Source organism: Rhodococcus sp. 14C212, from assembly GCF_011058195.1.
GTDB classification, from domain to species: Bacteria; Actinomycetota; Actinomycetes; order Mycobacteriales; family Mycobacteriaceae; genus Rhodococcus; species Rhodococcus aetherivorans.
Genome location: NZ_JAALEH010000056.1, coordinates 1 through 16,574, shown reverse-complemented (window position 1 = coordinate 16,574; position 16,574 = coordinate 1). Strand labels below are relative to the sequence as shown.

The following is a 16,574-nucleotide window of genomic DNA, read 5'->3' as shown; positions in this document are numbered from 1 at the left end:
GGTGACCGCGGCGAGCCGCGCGGGGGTCAGTCCTCGGTGACCTCGAGCTCGACCTCGATGTTGCCGCGGGTGGCGTTCGAGTACGGGCACACCTGGTGGGCCTTCTCGGTCAGTTCGAGGGCCTGTGCGCGCGGCACATGGGGCAGCGACACCTCGAGCGTGACCTTCAGGCCGAAGCCGCCACCGTCGGTGCGGCCGATGCCGACGCGCGCTCCGACCGCCGAGTCGGCCACGTCGGCCTTGTCCTGCCGGGCGACGAGTTGCAGCGCCGAGTGGAAGCAGGCGGCGTATCCCGCGGCGAAGAGCTGCTCGGGATTGGTGCCCTCGCCGGTGCCACCCATTTCGGTGGGGATGGCGAGGCCCAGGTCGAGCTTGCCGTCGGAGGTCCGGGCGCGGCCGTTGCGACCCTCTCCGGTGGCGAGTGCTTCGGCGGTGTAGAGCACGTTCATGGCTTCTCCTGTGGGGTGGCGGGATGCGGATCGGGGGTTTCGGGGCGATGCAGCGCCTCGGTCATGCGGTGGAGCGTGTCGCGAAGGGCGGTCAGCTCGTCGGCCGCGAGGCCGCTCGCGCGGGCCATGCGCGCGGGGATGTCCTCGGCGCGGGCGCGCAGCTCCCGCCCTGCCTCGGTCAGGTGTATCTGCACGCGGCGCTCGTCCGTGCTCTGCCTGCGGCGTTCGAGCAGCCCGGCGCTCTCGAGCCGCTTGAGGAGCGGGGAGAGGGTGCCGGTGTCGAGGTCGAGGGCGTCGCACAGGTCGCGGACGCCGCGGCCGCCGTGTTCTCCGCGGCTCTCCTGTTCCCACAGGGCCAGGAGCACGAGGTACTGCGGGTAGGTGACGCCGAGCCGGTCGAGCATGCCGCGGTAGGCGGCGGTGGTGGCCCGGGAGGCGGAGTAGAGCGCGAAGCAGACCTGCCGGTCCAGCGCGAGATCGTCGGACACGAGAAATAAAGTAGCGCACCGCTATGTTGTGCACAACTGAAATTCGCATTTCTCGGAAGTGGTGCACATCACACGCGCTGTGGAATTGACAGGCGACCCGACACGTTAGTTGAGTGAGAAAGACTCAAGTCCGAGAGAAAGGCTTCGGAATGCCGGCATTCTTCGGGCCTGGTGGCCCTGGGCGTATCGACATCACCCGCTACCTGAGCCGTGGCACCCAGGAACTCATGGCCGCTGCGGCCCGATTCGCCGCCGAACGCGGTGACACGGACCTCGATGCGCTCCACGTCCTGCACGTGATGGCGGAGCAGGACCCGGTCCGGTCGGTCATGACCCGCGCCGGGGCCGATCCCGCCGAGGTCCTGGCCGCGGTGGAGCAGCGGCTCCCGCAGGAACAGGCCCGCACCGCGGTCACCGCTCCCGCCCTCACCGGCGCGATCAAGACGGTGCTGCTCGAGGCGCACCAGCTCACACGCGCTCTCGGCGCGACCTACATCGAACCTCAGCACCTGTTCGTGGCTCTCGCCGCCGACCAGGAACACGGGGTCGGAGGGCTGCTCGTCTCGGCCGGGATCACCGCCCAGTCGCTCCAGGCCGCCCTGCAGCCCGCCGCGCCCGCCGAGGCGGCGCAGGAGCGGTCCGCCACCCCCACCCTGGACAAGTACGGCGTCGACCTGACCGAGCGTGCCCGCGGCGGCGGCATCGACCCCGTCATCGGCCGCGCCGACGAGATCGAGCAGACCGTCGAGATCCTCTCCCGCCGCACCAAGAACAACCCGGTTCTGGTCGGCGAGGCCGGTGTCGGCAAGACCGCGATCGTCGAGGGCCTGGCCCAGCGCGTCGTCGACGGCGACGTCCCGGACAGCTTGCGCGGCAAGCGGATCGTGCAGCTCGATCTCACCGGCATGGTCGCCGGCACCCGGTATCGCGGCGACTTCGAGGAGCGGCTGACCAAGGTGCTCGACGAGATCACCGCGCACTCGGACGAGCTGATCGTCTTCGTCGACGAGATCCACACCGTCGTCGGCGCGGGCGGCGGCAACGAGGGCGCGATGGATGCCGGAAACATCCTCAAGCCCAAGCTCGCCCGCGGGGAACTGCACATCGTCGGCGCCACCACGCTCGACGAGTACCGCAAGCACATCGAGAAGGATCCGGCGCTCGAGCGCCGCTTCCAGCCGGTGACCGTCGGCGAACCCGGCCACGACGACGCGGTCGCGATCCTGCGCGGCCTGCGGGACCGCTACGCCGAACACCACGGCGTGCGGTACACCGACGACGCGCTCGACGCCGCCGTGGACCTGTCGGTGCGGTATCTGCCGGACCGGCACCTGCCGGACAAGGCGATCGACCTGATCGACCAGGCCGGTGCCCGGCTGCGGCTGCGCTCACCGCGCGTCGACGAGAAGGCGTTGCGCGGGCAGCTGTCCCGGCTCGAGGCCGACAAGGACCGTGCCGTCGCGGAGGAACGCTACGAGCAGGCCTCGCGACTGCGCGACCAGATCGCCGAGGTGCAGGCCCGCCTCGATGCCGGCGCACCCGCCGCTGCCGAGGTGCCCGAGGTGACCGCGGAACAGATCGCCGAGGTCGTCTCCCGCGCCACCGGCATCCCGGCGACGCGGATGACCCAGGCGGAGAAGGAGCGGCTGCGCGGCCTCGAAGACGAACTGCACCGGCGCGTCGTCGGGCAGGACGAGGCCGTCCGGGCCGTGGCCCGTGCCGTGCGGCGCAGCCGCGCCGGCATGAGCGATCCGCATCGGCCGGTCGGCAGCTTCCTGTTCCTGGGTCCCACCGGCGTCGGCAAGACCGAGCTGGCGAAGGCGCTGGCGGAGGTGCTGTTCGGGGACGAGCGCAAGATGCTGCGGGTGGACATGAGCGAGTTCGGCGAGCGGCACACCGTCAGCCGTCTCGTGGGGGCGCCCCCGGGTTACGTCGGCTACGGCGAGGCGGGGCAGCTCACCGAGCAGGTGCGCCGCAACCCCTACTCGGTCGTGCTGCTCGACGAGATCGAGAAGGCGCACCCGGACGTGTTCAACACCCTGCTGCAGGTGCTCGACGACGGCCGGCTCACCGACGGCCAGGGTCGCACGGTCGACTTCACCAACACCGTGGTGATCATGACCAGCAACCTCGGCTCGGACATCATCTCGAGCCGCGGCGGGGCGCTGGGCTTCAGCACCGGGGACGCCGAGGCGGCCGAGAAGCCGTTGCGGGACCGGGTGATGGGCCGTCTGCGCGAGTCGATGCGGCCGGAGTTCCTCAACCGCATCGACGAGATCGTGATCTTCCGCAAGCTCGACACCGAGCAGCTGCACCGGATCACCGATCTGCTGTTGGACGACAGCCGCAAGCGACTGCACGCCAAGGGTATCGAGATCGAGTTCACCGAGGCGGCCGTCGACTGGATCGCCGAGCACGGCCACCAGCCGGAGTTCGGGGCGCGGCCGTTGCGCCGCTCCATCCAGCGCGCCGTGGACGACCGCATCGCCGACCTGCTGCTCGACGACGTGCTCGTCGAGGGTGGGCAGGTCCGGGTCGACGTCGCCGACGACGAACTGGACCTGATGGTGCGCTGACGCTGCCGACGACGCGCAGGGACGCGGGGCGGTGGCCGGAACCGGTCACCGCCCCGCGCTCTGCGCAACGGGCCCACGGTCCGCAGGTCGTCGAGGCTCCGATCGGGCGTCGACGACGCGGCCCTGTTTCGCCGGCCCCCTGCGACATTTGTCCGTTGTTCGGGTGCGCAACTTGTCACCCGCAGTGACAGTGATCACACTGACTGGGCAACGGTCTGCGATCCCGTGCGGGCCCGGGGTCGCAACGAAGGAGGCGCCCTGGTGGGTGTGCAGCAGGGGGAGACGCGGATCGCGGTCGACGAGGAGGAGTTGCAGACGCCATGGCCGAACCTCGCAGCCCGGCCACGGTGGGGGCCCTCGCCATCCTCGTGATGCTGTTGGCGACGCTGGCGGTCTTCTCCTTCGATTCGCTACCGCTCCTGGGAGCCGGCGCCCTGTATCGTGCCGAGTTCACCGAAGCAGCGGGCCTGAGACCCGGCAACGAGGTCCGGATCGCCGGTGTCAAGGTCGGCAAGGTCATGTCGGTCGAACTCGACGGCGACCACGTCGAGGTGACGTTCGGAGCCAGGGATGCGTGGATCGGTGACAACACCTCCGCCTCCATACAGATCAAGACGATCCTGGGGCAGAAGTACTTGGCCCTCGACCCCCGTGGCTCCGAGGTCCTGAATCCGCGTGAGGTGATCCCACGTGACCGCACCACGTCTCCCTATGACGTGCTCGAGGCCTTCTCGGCGGCGGCACAGACCATCGGGGAGATCGACTCCACTCAACTCGCCCAGAGCCTGACGGTGTTGTCCCAGGCATTCGCCAACACCTCCGACGACATCCGCGCCTCCCTCGACGGCGTCACCCGACTCTCACAGACCATCGCAAGCCGCGACCGAGAATTGCGCAGACTGCTCGACGCGACCGAGCACACCACAGGGGTGCTGGCCGACCGCAATGCCGAATTCACTCAACTGATCACCGACGCCGGACTGCTCATCGGTGAACTGAACAGCCGGCAGCAGGCGATCTCCCAGCTGCTCACCGGAACCCAGCGGCTGTCCCGGCAATTGACCGGACTGGTGCGCGACAACGAAGCCACCATCCGACCGGCACTCGAACAACTCCGCGGCGTCGTACAGATCCTCGACGCCCGCAACGACGACCTGAACCGGGCGTTGGAGCTGTATTACCCCTTCATCCGCATGTACACGAACATCATCGGCAACGGGCGGTGGTTCGAGGGAGTCATCGTAAATCTCACCCCGCCCGGGTTGCCGGATATTTCGGCGCCGCGCAGTCCCATTCGCACGATGGGAGGCAATTGACCGGCAGACGTCGCACGAGGCCGCAGCGCCGACAGGTCACGCCGCATCGCCCCAGCCCACCTCCGCTCGCCGACACGGGACTGCATATCCGAGCAGTTGCACCAGCATCCCCGACCGAGGGAAGATCGTTCGGTCCGGCGCCCACGTCCCATAACGGCCGCACGCTCCGAAGGCGTAGCCCCGGCAGCGTGACGCCGTTCCGGGTTCCGAACCGGACGTCCCCGCGCTCCCGGCTCTCACCCCAGGGTCGCAATTCTCACCCCTAGGGTGGCTATCGAGGCTCCCGATCCCGGACAAGTGTCGAGCTGGGTAAGTGGCGCGGCGTCACAAGCCGCGCGATGCGAGGAGTCACTCATGAGCATCGTCCACCTGCAGGCAGACCCCCGGGCCGGTCCGGGGCAGCGCTCCACACCGAAACCCCTCGTCGAGGGGACGACGCTGACGGGGGTGTGCGGCGTCGTACCACCGCACCGTTACGCTCAGGCCGAGCTCACCAAGATGTTCGCCGACTACTGCCTCGGCGAGGACGGCGACATCAGGTTGTTGCAGCGGCTGCACGCCAATGCCGAGGTCCGGACGCGGCACCTGGTGCGCCCGCTCGAGCGCTATCCGGAGCTGCACGACTTCGACGATTGCAACAACACGTTCATCGAAGGTGCGATCGAGTTGGGTGCGGCTGCCGTTACCGGCGCGCTCGCCCAGTCCGGGATTCGACCCGACGAGGTGGACTTGATCATGTCCACCACGGTCACCGGTGTCGCCGCCCCGTCGATGGAGGCCCGGATCGCGTATCGGGTCGGGCTGCGACCCGACGTCAAACGGGTGCCGATCTTCGGGCTCGGTTGCGTTGCCGGTGCGGCGGGAACAGCGCGTCTGTACGACTATCTGGTCGGGCACCCCGACGACGTGGCCGTCCTGCTGTCCGTGGAACTGTGTTCGTTGACGGTGCAGCGCAACGATCACTCCATCGCCAATCTCGTGGCGACCGGGCTGTTCGGCGACGGTGCGGCAGCGGTGGCCGCCGTCGGCGCCCGGCGCGCCGAACGGACCCGGGCGCGCGGGCCCCGGGTGATCGCGTCGCGCAGCCACTTGTACCCGGACACAGAGCGGACCATGGGGTGGGATGTGGGGTCGAGCGGCCTGAAGATCGTCCTCGATGCCCAGGTGCCCGTCGTGATCGAAAAGTACCTCGGTGCGGACGTCCGCTCGTTCCTGGCCGAACATGGATTGAGGACGGACGACATCACCGCATGGGTCTGCCATCCGGGAGGGCCGAAGGTGATCCGCGCGGTCGAGTCCGAGCTCGGTCTGTCGTCGCAGGCGTTGGAGATGACCCGCCGGTCGCTGGCCGCAGTGGGGAACCTGTCATCGTCGTCGGTCCTGCACGTGCTGCGGGACACGCTCGAACAGCGCCCCCCGGAACCGGGAACTCCGGGGCTCATGATGGCCATGGGGCCGGGGTTCTGCTCCGAACTCGTCCTCCTCGAGTGGTAGGGCGGACGCCGTGATCTATCTCCTGCTCGTCGCCGCGGTCGCCACGGAGCGGCTCGCCGAGCTGGTGGTGTCCCGGCGCAACCTGGCGTGGAGCATGGAGCGCGGGGGCCGGGAGAGCGGCCGCGGACACTATCCGGTGATGGTGGCACTGCACGCGGGGCTGCTGGCCGGATGCCTGATCGAGACGTTCGGCGTCGGCCGCCGGTACGTGCCGGCCCTCGGCCGGCCGATGCTGGCACTCGTCCTGGCGTCGCAGTGCCTGAGATGGTGGTGCATTCTCACCCTCGGACACCGCTGGAACACCCGCATCGTGATCGTGCCCGGATTGCCCCTGATCCGCCGTGGGCCGTACCGCCGGCTCCGGCACCCCAACTACGTGGCCGTCGTCGTCGAGGGTGCGGCACTGCCGCTCGTCCACTCCGCGTGGGTGACCGCGGTGACCTTCACTGCGCTCGATGCCGTGGTACTTCGGGTGCGGATCCGCGCCGAGAACGCCGCCCTGCGCGAACTGGTGCGCGATGCATGACCTGATCGTCGTCGGCGCCGGTCCCGCCGGGCTGGCCACGGCCCTGTATTCCGCCCGCGCCGGCTTCGATACTGTCGTGATCGAGTCAAGGTCATCGCCGATCGACAAGGCCTGCGGGGAGGGCCTGATGCCGGGCGCGGTCGCCTGCCTGCACGAACTCGGTGTGCCGCTCGACGGACATCCCCTCCGGGGGATCCGGTACACGGACGGGCACTGCCGGGCCGAGGCCGAATTCCGCGATGGCCACGGTCTAGGGGTGCGCCGCACCGATCTGCAGGCAGCATTGCAGGCCGAGGTCGCGACACGAGGTGTTCCGGTGCTGCAGCGCCGGGTCCCCGAGATCACGCAGGATGCCCGGTGCGTGACGGCCGCAGGCGCCACGGCGCGGTATCTCGTCGCGGCCGACGGGCTGCACTCCGCCATCCGACGGCAGCTGGGTCTGGACCGCCCACCGTCCGGTCACCACAGGTGGGGGCTACGCCGGCACTTCGAGGTGGCCCCATGGACCGACTTCGTGGAAGTGCACTGGGCCCGCGACCGCGAGGCCTACGTCACCCCGGTCGGTCCCCGCCTCGTCGGCGTCGCGCTGCTCTCCGCTACCCGCGGGTCGTTCGCCCAGCAGCTGGCCGAATTCCCCACCCTTGCCCAGCGGCTCCCCGACACCGCGGCGACCGCCGTCCGGGGGGCGGGACCGATGCGTCAGGACGCCAGGGCCCGCGTCGCGGGCCGTGTGCTGCTCGTCGGCGACGCGGCCGGATACGTGGACGCGATCACCGGCGAAGGCATCGACGTCGCTCTGAAATGCGCACGCGCGCTTGTGCACTGCCTCGAATGCGGGCAACCGGCACGCTACGAACGGGCATGGTCACGGGCTTCGCGACGCTCACGCCTGCTGACCTCCTCCCTGCTGTGGGCGCGTCGGCAACCCCGCCTCGGCCCTGTCATCGTGCCGTTGGCTGCGCGGTCACCACGCCTGTTCGCTGCCGCCGTCCATCAGGTCGCGCGATGACGATGTCGACGTCCCCGACCCGGCCTCCGCCACGGCCATGACCCGCTGGGCAGCATTTCTTCTCGCACGCCGGTGGCTCGTGCTGATCGTGACCGTCACCGCGCTGGTGCTCGGCGGCGCATGGGGGCTGGGGGTCTTCCCCCATCTGAGGTTCGCGGGCTTCCTCGACGACGGGAGCGAAGCCGCGCACGTCACGCACCAGGTCGAGGAGCACCTCGGACGCCGGGAGCCGGACATCGTCGCCCTCTACACCGCCCCACCCGGGCAGAGCATCGACGACATCGGACCCGAGGTGGTCGGGCACCTCGCCGTTCTCGATCGCACCCGGGTCGAGCGCGTCGACACCTACTGGACGGTGCCCGTGGTCGAGAAACCGTACCTGCGCTCCGCCGATGGCACCCAAGCCCTCGCGGCGGTGACCCTGCAGCATTCCGGCTCGGGTGATCGGCCGCCGTACCACGATCTGCTGTCCGTGCTGCAGGTTCCCGGAGTCGACACTCAGCTGACCGGCAAGACCGTGGTCGACGATTCGTTCAACGCGCAACTGAAGACCGACCTCGTCGTCGCCGAGTCGGTGTCGCTTCCGCTGACCCTGATTCTGCTGGTGATGATCTTCGGCGGACTGACCGCCGCGGCGGTGCCGGTTCTCGTCGCCGCGCTGTCGGTGCTCAGCGCACTCGGGACGCTTCGGCTGCTGACCATGTTCACCGAGGTCAATGCCTTTGCCCTCAACGTCACCTCGCTTCTGTGTCTCGGTCTGGCCATCGATTACGGACTGTTCATCGTCAGCCGGTTCCGGGAAGAACTCCGCTCCGGCGCCTCGCCGAACGACGCGGTTCGGCGGACCGTTCTCACCGCGGGCCGCACTGTGTGCTTTTCCGCGCTGCTGCTCGTATGTGCCTTCGCCGGAATGCTCGTCTTTCCCCAGGAGGTGATCCGGTCGCTGGGTTTGGGCGCCATCTCGGCCGCCCTCAGCGCGGCCCTGCTGTCCTTGACCGCCGTGCCCGCGGCCCTGGCCGTTCTGGGTGCCCGGATCAACAGCCTGACCTGGCGCCGCGGGGCGGTCGAGCGCGGCGAGGTGCGAGCCCACCGATTCTGGGGAGCCGTCGCCGACCGGGTGATGCGCCATCCGCTGCGCGTCGCGGTCCCGATCACCCTCGTGCTGGTGGTGTTCGCGGCGCCGGTCCTTCTGACGCGGTTCGGCTCGATCAGCTACACCTCGCTGCCGCCCGGCAATCCGGTTCGCGCGGCCACCGAACAGCTGGTCCAGGAATTTCGGTCACCTGGTGGCGACATCACCGTCCTGGTGCACGGAACGGGCGGCTCGCCCCCGCCCCTGCATGCGAGCCTCGGGTTCGTGGCGCAGGCCGATGCCGTCGACGGGGTCACCGGTGCGCAGCCCATCGCCACGACCTCGAATTTCACCGTCATCTCCGCGGCGGTGACCGACCGATCGGACGTCGAGCGCGCGAACGCGGCCGTCGCAGCACTGCGCGAGCTGGCTCCGCCGGCAGGAACCCGGATCGAGGTCGGCGGACCGTTCGCCCTCGAGGCCGACAACAATCACGCGATCACCGAGGCGTTGCCCACCATGATCGCCGTCATGGTGGGCGCGACACTGCTGCTGCTGTTCCTGGCCTTCGGCACGGTGGTGCTGCCGGTCAAGGCGGTCGCCATGGCAGGACTGAGCCTCGGGGCGACCTTCGGTCTGCTGACCTGGATCTTCCAGGAAGGACATGGCGCCGGTCTCATCGGCGTGGCTCCGGAGCCCGTCCAGCCCACCCTGGTGGTGTTGATCCTCGCCGTCGTGTTCGGCCTGTCGACCGATTACGAGATCTTCCTCATGTCGCGGATGGTCGAAGCGCATGCTGCGGGGGCGTCGACCGAGACGGCGGTGCACACCGGTACCGCCCTCACCGGTCGTGTCGTCACCTGCGCCGCGCTGATACTCGGTACGGTCACCGCGGCATTCGCGCTCTCACCGATGACGATCATGCGGTTCATCGGACTGGGAATGATCTTCGCCCTCGTCATCGACGCCACGCTGGTCCGCATGCTGCTGGTTCCCTCACTGATCAAGCTGATGGGCGACGCGAACTGGTGGGCGCCGGCACCCCTGGCCCGCCTGCACCGACGCATCATGCACGGATGGTCCGAGGACCGGGGCCCGCGCCACCGGGCCACTGCGAGAGGCCGGTCGGCACCCGCCGCGGGCAGGCACCGGTCCTCCGTGGACATGCGCCGGCCACGCCGGAAAGGGTCCTTCCCGGACCGGGGAGCGGCCGCGATCGACCCGGTCCACCGCCCGCATCGGGGCGGACTCGACGACCCGGCACCCTCAGATGAGGATCCCCTGTCGGCGGCAACCGACAGCCACAGCCCTACGTCGCCTGCACCAGCCGACGGATCGCGTTGAGCGGCAGCCGGATCCACTGTGGCCGGTGGCGGGCCTCGTACACCACCTCGTAGACGGCCTTGTCCAGTTCGTAGGCGCGCAGCAGCGCGGCGGACTCACGCGGATCCGCGCCGGACGCGCTCGCGTAGCCGTCGCAGAACGCGGCGGAGTTGCGCTGCGCCCATTCCTGCGCCCGGAACTCGCGTTGCGCGGCGGCGGCCTCCGACGCCGCATCGTGCAGGGAGTGGTGGGCCGCGTAGTCGAACGAGCGGAGCATCCCCGCCACGTCGCGCAGGGCGCTGTCCGGTTCCCGCCGTTCGTCGAGGCTCTTGGCGGGCTCGCCCTCGAAATCGATGAGCAGCCAGTGTTCCGGGGTGCGCAGCACCTGCCCGAGGTGCAGGTCCCCGTGGACCCGCTGCGCCGTGGTCGTGCCGGTGGCCGCCGCCTCCGCGAACCGCTCCCGCACCGCCGGGGCGAATTCCGCAAGTTCCGGTACGACGGCACCGGCCGCGTCCAGGCGGCGCAGCATGCCGTCGACGATCTCGCCGACGGGTCGCTGCGACGTCCCGAGGGACTGCGCCAGCAGCGCGTGCACCTCGGCCACGGCCGCGCCCATTCGCTGCGATTCGCCGGCGAAGTCCGTGCCCACCTCGTCCGCCCGCAGGTCGGCCTCGAGCAACAGGTCCCGCACGCTGCCCAGAGCCATCGACCAGCCGTCGGCGGAGTTGGCCGCGAAGTCCTGCACCATCGCCAGAGTCGTGCGCACGCCGCCGATCTCGGCGTCGATCCACGCGCGCACGGGGGCGACCGACCGGCAGCCCGCCTCGCCGAGCGCGAGGTGCAGTTCCACGTCGGGGTTGACTCCCGGAGTGATCCGGCGGAAGAGCTTGAGCAGCAACTGCTCGCCCAGCACGACGGAGGTGTTGGACTGCTCGGCGCTGAGCGCCCGCCCGCGCAGTCCCTCCTCGATGACCGTGCCGGGCACGGTGTGCAGCTCGACCGGCCCGTACACCTGCCCGGTGGCGATCGAGTGCGCGTACAGGTCGATGATCTCCTGATCGCGCAGGCCGTCGTAGGCGTGGGTGTGGTCGTCGCCGCTCCCGTCGGGCCGTGGCAGTGCCCAAGGCGCCAGCTCGTCGGGCAGGTGCGGGCGATACCCGAGCGGCACCTGGTAGATCTGCTCGTCCCCGGATTCGAACTCGACGGTCACCAGCAGGTGGTCCGCTCCGAACGCGGGGGTGTCGGTGAGCGGTTCCCGCAGCATGATCCGGACGGCGGCGACGGTCCTGCCCTTGGCGGCGAACCAACGCTGGTGGGGAAGCCACTCGGCCAGCAGGGCCTCGAGCTCCGCATCGGAGTAGTGTTGCACGTTCGGATCCCTCATGGCTGCACCGCCGCCTCGGCCTCGCTGCTCACCGGATGCTCGCCGACGCCTTCCTTCGTCGGATCCGGCTGCAGCGCGAACCAATAGAATCCGTGACCGGGCAGGGTGACCATGTACCCCTCCTCCGTGATCGGTGGGAACGGGACGGAACCGGTGAGCTCCACCGGGATCCACCCCGCGAACCGCGACAGGTCCAGGATGACGGCCTGGGGATACCGGGACAGGTTGTTCACGCACAGGATGACGTCGCTGTAGTTGCGGTCGGGGCCGAGCGGCATCTCGCGCAGGTACGACAGGACGGCCGGGTTGGCGCTGCCCAGTTCGGTGAAGGCGGCCTTGCCGAACGCCGGATGCTGCTTGCGGACCTGGATCATCCGGCGCGTCCAGTGCAGCAGCGTGTTCGTCGAGTTCATCTGCCGCTCGACGTTCACGGACTGGTAGCCGTAGGTCGGATCCATGATCGTCGGCAGGTACAGCCGCGCGGGGTCCGCCCGCGAGAAGCCCGCGTTGCGGTCGGGGGTCCACTGCATCGGGGTACGCACGGCATCGCGGTCGCCGAGCCAGATGTTGTCGCCCATCCCGATCTCGTCGCCGTAGTAGAGCACCGGCGAGCCGGGCAGGCTCAGCAGCAGAGCCGTGAACAGCTCGAGCTGGTTGCGGTCGTTCTCGAGCAGCGGGGCCAGCCGGCGCCGGATGCCGATGTTCGCCCGCATCCGCGGGTCGGTGACGTACTCGGCATACATGTAGTCACGTTCTTCGTCCGTGACCATCTCGAGGGTCAGCTCGTCGTGGTTACGCAGGAAGATGCCCCACTGCGCACTGCTCGGAATCGGCGGCGTCTGGGCCAGGATCTCGGAGATGGGGAACCGGTTCTGGCGCCGCACCGCCATGAAGATGCGCGGCATGAGCGGGAAGTGGAACGCCATGTGGCACTCGTCGCCGACCTCCGGCTCGCCGAAGTACTCCACCACGTCGCTGGGCCACTGGTTCGCCTCCGCCAGCAGCACCCGGCCCGGATACTCCGCGTCGATCACGGCGCGGCACTTCTTCAGGAACGCGTGCGTCTCGGGCAGGTTCTCGCAGTTGGTGCCCTCGCGTTCGAACAGGTAGGGCACCGCGTCGAGCCGGAACCCGTCGATTCCCAGGTCGAGCCAGAAGCGCAGGACGTCGATCATCGCGTCCTGGACCTCGGGGTTGTCGTAGTTCAGGTCCGGCTGATGCGAGAAGAACCGGTGCCAGTAGTACTGCTTGCGCACCGGATCCCACGTCCAGTTGGAGGATTCGGTGTCGACGAAGATGATGCGCGCATCCGGGTAGCGCTCGTCGGTGTCGGACCACACGTAGAAGTCGCCGTACGGGCCGTCCGGGTCCGTGCGCGACTCCTGGAACCACGCGTGCGTGTCGGACGTGTGGTTCATGACCAGGTCGGTGATCACGCGGATGCCGCGCTTGTGCGCCTCGTCGAGGAACGTGACGAAGTCGTCGACCGTGCCGAACTCCGGGAGCACCGCCCGGAAGTCCCGGATGTCGTACCCGCCGTCGCGCAGCGGGGAGTCGTAGAACGGGGGCAGCCAGATGCAGTCGGCGCCCAACCAGGCGATGTAGTCGAGCTTCTCGGTCAGCCCGCGCAGATCGCCCGTCCCGTCGTGGTTCGAGTCGTTGAAGGCGCGCACCAGGACCTCGTAGAACACCGCGGTCTTGAACCAGTCGGGATCCACCGCGAGGTTTCTGGCATGGGAGAAGTCCTCGGACCGGGCCTCGACGAGATGGCCGTCGGCTGTGTGTTCCGGTTCGTTCGACCGGTCCCTGGACTCGTGTGAACCTTCGAGCGGCATAACACCTCGGCGATCGTCTCGGCGGTACGGACAGTGTTCTCGGTTCGTTGTTCTCGGTTCGTTCCGATCGTAGGGGGGTCGGCGCCGTCGCGCTGGCAATGCGGACTCGCCCCGGACCCCCGATGTGCACCCTCGCAGGGGCTCGGGTAGGGTGTCCGTCATGCAGCGTGCATATTTCTGGTTTAGCAGGCCGGCCCGGGGTGGGTCGGTCGGCGTAACCGCGCGCTGACTTCACCACCTACGAGCCGGACACGGACCGGCTCGCTGGGATCTTTCAGGTTCAGCCAGGGTCGGCCCGGGAACAGGAACCGAACCCCGATGACCACCAGCACCTCCATCTCCACCGCGAATCTCGACGAACAGCGGACCGTGCGGATCAGTCCGCTCGTCGCCCCGGCCGTCGTCCGTGGCGAGCACGCCCCCGACGAGGTGGCCGCCGCCACCGTGCGCTCGGGCCGCGCCGACACCGTGGCGATCCTCGACGGCACCGACGACCGGCTGCTCGTCGTGGTCGGGCCGTGCTCGGTGCACGACCCCGCCGCCGCGATGGACTACGCGCGCCGCCTCGCCGCCAAGGCCGATGACCTGCGCGACGACCTGCACGTGGTGATGCGGGTGTACTTCGAGAAGCCGCGCACGACTCTCGGGTGGAAGGGCCTGCTCAACGACCCGCACCTCGACGGCACCTACGACATCAACACCGGTCTGCGGATCGGCCGCAAGCTGCTGCTCGACGTGTCCGGCCTCGGACTTCCGGTCGGGTGCGAGTTCCTCGACCCGATCCTGCCGCAGTACTACGCGGATCTGGTCACCTACGGTGCGATCGGTGCCCGCACCGCGGCCAGCCAGGTGCACCGGCAACTGTGCAGCGCCCTGTCCATGCCGGTGGGCATCAAGAACTCCACCGAGGGCGACGTGCAGGTGGCCGTCGACGGCACCCGCGCCGCCGCCGCGAGCCACGTGTTCCCCGGCACCGATCTCGACGGGCAGGCCGCGCTCATCGAGACCGTCGGCAACCCCGACTGCCATGTCATCCTGCGCGGCGGCTCCGCCGGCCCCAACTACGACGCCGGGACGGTCGCCGACACCATGGCCCGGCTGCGCAAGGCCGGTCTGCCCGAGCGGGTCGTGATCGACGCGAGCCACGGCAACAGCAGCAAGAACCACGAGAAGCAGGTCGACGTCGTCACCGACATCGCCGAGCGGCTCGTCGCGGGCGAGAAGGGCATCGTCGGCGTGATGCTGGAGAGTTTCCTCGAGGCGGGCCGGCAGGACCTGACCCTGGGCCGGGCCGACGAGCTCGAGTACGGCAAGTCGATCACCGACGCGTGCCTCGACTGGGCCACCACAGCCGACCAGCTCGACCGGCTGGCCGACGCGGTGCGCCGCCGGCGCTCCTGACCGCCACCTCCCTTTCCCGCTCCGCTCCCCGAGCGAATGGATCATGCCGTCGGACTGATCGAGTGAGCGATACATTCGCTCGCGGAGCGGAGCGGAGCGGAGGTGGAAGGGAGGTGGAAGGGAGGGCGAGTCAGCGCAGGGGGGTGAAGTCCCGGCTGCCGAGGTAGTCCGGCCGCGGGCGCGGCGCCGAGAAGGGCTCGACGAGCGTGTTCTCGACGCTGTTGAACACCACGAACAGATTCGACCGCGGGAACGGGGTGATGTTGCCGTTCGAGCCGTGCATGCAGTTCGAGTCGAACACCGTGGCCGAACCGGCCGAGCCGGTGAACGTCGCGATGCCGTGTTCGGCGGCCATCGAGGTCAGCGTGTCCTCGTCGGGCGAACCGGTGGGGGGCACGTGCGTGACGAGGGACTGCCGGTAGTAGTCGTCGGGGGTGGTACCGGCGCACGAGACGAAGGTCCGGTGCGAACCGGGCATGATCATCAAACCACCGTTGTAACCGTAGTTCTCGGTCAGCGCGACGGAGATGCTCAGCGCCCGCGGCCGCGGCATCCCGTCCTCGGCGTGCCAGGTCTCGAAATCGGAGTGCCAGTAGAACGGTCCGCCGCGGAATCCCGGCTTGACGTTCAGCCTCGACTGGTGGATGTAGACCTCCGAGCCGAGGAGCTGGCGGGCGGTACCGGCGATCTCCGGCCGCCGGACGATCTCGGCGACCGTGCCGGAGAGGCGGTGCACGTCGAATACGGAGCGCACGTCCCCGCTTCCCGCCTCCCGCACGACCCGCTCGTCGTCGGCCAGCTCCCGGCCCAGACGCGCCGTCTCGTCGAGCAGATTTCCGACGTCGTGCGCCGGCAGGAGCGCATCGACGGTGTGGAACCCGCGCCGGTCGTACTCGGCGACGGCCGGGGCGTCCAGCGGCCCCGTGGCCGATCCCCACACCGCCGGATCCGGCCGGGACACGCTCACGCAGTTCGTGCGGTTCCGGGTCGGGTAGTCGTCGATGACGGTCGTCTGCATTGTTGCGAATCACCCTCTCGAAGTCGATGACGGTTCCTTCCGACGCTCTCACTCACCGTGGGCGGATGCAACCCGTCCCGGAGATCCGCGGCACAAACATGCGCAACCCCGCATACGCCGGGAGTAGGGTCGCCCCTGGCTGCCGCCGCACAACAGGATGAGGGGATCATGACCGAGACGATGCGCGCCGCGCGTTTTCATGCGGACACCGGAACGAATGTGCTGGAAGATGTTCCGATTCCGTCGCCGGGCCCCGGCGAGGTGCTCGTCAAGGTGGCCTTCTGCGGCATCTGCCACTCGGACCTGAGCCTGCTCGACGGCACCTTCCCGGCCCTGCTGCCGGTGGTCACCCAGGGCCACGAAGCCGCCGGAACCATCGCCGCCGTCGGCGACGGCGTGACCGGTTGGGAGGTCGGGGACCGCGTCGTGCCCTCGGCCGGACGACCGTGCATGCAGTGCCGCAAGTGCCGGCGCGGCGACCTGACCAACTGCCTGAACATCCAGTTGATGGCCTTCGCGTACGACGGCGCCTGGGCCGAGTACACCGTCGCACAGGCGGGCGGTCTCACCCTCGTGCCCGACAACGTCCCGCTCGAGCAGGCGGCGATCCTCGCCGACGCGGTGTCCACGCCGTTCGGTGCGGTCGTGCGCACCGGGCAGGTGCAGGTGGGGGAGGCCGTCGG

General features: G+C 69.3%; 13 protein-coding genes. 8 read left to right on the top strand and 5 right to left on the bottom strand.

The genetic code is table 11. The features are described 5' to 3' along the window. Window positions 1-26: 26 nt before the first annotated feature. Window positions 27-449 carry an organic hydroperoxide resistance protein gene (locus G6038_RS20815; protein ID WP_072634486.1) on the bottom strand — a complete coding sequence of 141 codons (423 nt, stop codon included), beginning with the start codon at window positions 447-449 and terminating at the stop codon, window positions 27-29. Beyond that, complete coding sequence (locus tag G6038_RS20810) at window positions 446-937, bottom strand: MarR family transcriptional regulator (RefSeq protein ID WP_165039676.1); 492 nt, start codon at window positions 935-937, stop codon at window positions 446-448. Before G6038_RS20810 ends, G6038_RS20815 begins: the two co-directional genes overlap by 4 nt. A 149-nt stretch (window positions 938-1,086) precedes the next feature. Here G6038_RS20810 and G6038_RS20805 point away from each other — a divergent pair, with 149 nt between their 5' ends. From G6038_RS20805 to G6038_RS20780, 6 genes are all read left to right on the top strand, one after another. Next, a complete protein-coding gene (locus tag G6038_RS20805) occupies window positions 1,087-3,513 on the top strand; it encodes an ATP-dependent Clp protease ATP-binding subunit (protein WP_165039675.1) in 2,427 nt (808 codons plus the stop codon). 320 nt (window positions 3,514-3,833) lie between these two features. Further along, window positions 3,834-4,829 (top strand): MCE family protein, encoded by a 996-nt coding sequence (locus tag G6038_RS20800; protein ID WP_165039674.1) that lies wholly within the window; start codon window positions 3,834-3,836, stop codon window positions 4,827-4,829. A gap of 354 nt (window positions 4,830-5,183) precedes the next feature. Continuing rightward, window positions 5,184-6,323: a 3-oxoacyl-[acyl-carrier-protein] synthase III C-terminal domain-containing protein gene (locus tag G6038_RS20795; protein ID WP_240918619.1), complete on the top strand. Its 1,140-nt coding sequence runs from the start codon at window positions 5,184-5,186 to the stop codon at window positions 6,321-6,323. Between the two features lie 13 nt (window positions 6,324-6,336). Next, window positions 6,337-6,849, top strand: a complete 513-nt coding sequence (locus tag G6038_RS20790; RefSeq protein WP_346772874.1) for an isoprenylcysteine carboxyl methyltransferase family protein — start codon at window positions 6,337-6,339, stop codon at window positions 6,847-6,849. Beyond that, the gene (locus tag G6038_RS20785) at window positions 6,842-7,858 is read left to right on the top strand and encodes an NAD(P)/FAD-dependent oxidoreductase (protein WP_165039672.1); all 1,017 of its coding nucleotides are present in this window, start codon (window positions 6,842-6,844) and stop codon (window positions 7,856-7,858) included. The genes G6038_RS20790 and G6038_RS20785 overlap by 8 nt, the downstream gene beginning before the upstream one ends. 37 nt (window positions 7,859-7,895) lie before the next feature. Beyond that, entirely contained in the window at window positions 7,896-10,274 is a 2,379-nt protein-coding gene (locus G6038_RS20780; RefSeq protein WP_165039671.1) for an MMPL family transporter, read from the top strand. On the opposite strand, the gene G6038_RS20775 is transcribed toward G6038_RS20780, so the two are convergent. Further along, the gene (locus G6038_RS20775) at window positions 10,240-11,637 is read right to left on the bottom strand and encodes a hypothetical protein (RefSeq protein ID WP_165039670.1); all 1,398 of its coding nucleotides are present in this window, start codon (window positions 11,635-11,637) and stop codon (window positions 10,240-10,242) included. The genes G6038_RS20780 and G6038_RS20775 overlap by 35 nt on opposite strands. Continuing rightward, window positions 11,634-13,472 carry a maltose alpha-D-glucosyltransferase gene (treS, locus tag G6038_RS20770; RefSeq protein WP_206025337.1) on the bottom strand — a complete coding sequence of 613 codons (1,839 nt, stop codon included), beginning with the start codon at window positions 13,470-13,472 and terminating at the stop codon, window positions 11,634-11,636. Before treS ends, G6038_RS20775 begins: the two co-directional genes overlap by 4 nt. Before the next feature lie 318 nt (window positions 13,473-13,790). Between treS and G6038_RS20765 the strand changes: the two genes are divergently transcribed. Further along, window positions 13,791-14,873, top strand: a complete 1,083-nt coding sequence (locus tag G6038_RS20765) for a 3-deoxy-7-phosphoheptulonate synthase (RefSeq protein ID WP_165039668.1) — start codon at window positions 13,791-13,793, stop codon at window positions 14,871-14,873. A gap of 130 nt (window positions 14,874-15,003) precedes the next feature. On the opposite strand, the gene thpD is transcribed toward G6038_RS20765, so the two are convergent. Further along, window positions 15,004-15,891, bottom strand: a complete 888-nt coding sequence (gene thpD, locus G6038_RS20760) for an ectoine hydroxylase (RefSeq protein WP_165039667.1) — start codon at window positions 15,889-15,891, stop codon at window positions 15,004-15,006. A gap of 168 nt (window positions 15,892-16,059) precedes the next feature. Here thpD and G6038_RS20755 point away from each other — a divergent pair. Further along, window positions 16,060-16,574: alcohol dehydrogenase catalytic domain-containing protein (locus tag G6038_RS20755; protein ID WP_165039666.1), on the top strand; the 515-nt coding region annotated here is incomplete at its 3' end.

Excerpts from the sequence above, each read along its gene's own strand:
- G6038_RS20815 (WP_072634486.1), bottom strand. The coding sequence starts at position 449 with ATGAACGTGCTCTACACCGCCGAAGCACTCGCCACCGGAGAGGGTCGC.
- G6038_RS20805 (WP_165039675.1), top strand. The coding sequence starts at position 1,087 with ATGCCGGCATTCTTCGGGCCTGGTGGCCCTGGGCGTATCGACATCACC.
- G6038_RS20800 (WP_165039674.1), top strand. The coding sequence starts at position 3,834 with ATGGCCGAACCTCGCAGCCCGGCCACGGTGGGGGCCCTCGCCATCCTC.
- G6038_RS20795 (WP_240918619.1), top strand. The coding sequence starts at position 5,184 with ATGAGCATCGTCCACCTGCAGGCAGACCCCCGGGCCGGTCCGGGGCAG.
- G6038_RS20785 (WP_165039672.1), top strand. The coding sequence starts at position 6,842 with ATGCATGACCTGATCGTCGTCGGCGCCGGTCCCGCCGGGCTGGCCACG.
- G6038_RS20780 (WP_165039671.1), top strand. The coding sequence starts at position 7,896 with ATGACCCGCTGGGCAGCATTTCTTCTCGCACGCCGGTGGCTCGTGCTG.
- G6038_RS20775 (WP_165039670.1), bottom strand. The coding sequence starts at position 11,637 with ATGAGGGATCCGAACGTGCAACACTACTCCGATGCGGAGCTCGAGGCC.
- treS (WP_206025337.1), bottom strand. The coding sequence starts at position 13,472 with ATGCCGCTCGAAGGTTCACACGAGTCCAGGGACCGGTCGAACGAACCG.
- G6038_RS20765 (WP_165039668.1), top strand. The coding sequence starts at position 13,791 with ATGACCACCAGCACCTCCATCTCCACCGCGAATCTCGACGAACAGCGG.
- thpD (WP_165039667.1), bottom strand. The coding sequence starts at position 15,891 with ATGCAGACGACCGTCATCGACGACTACCCGACCCGGAACCGCACGAAC.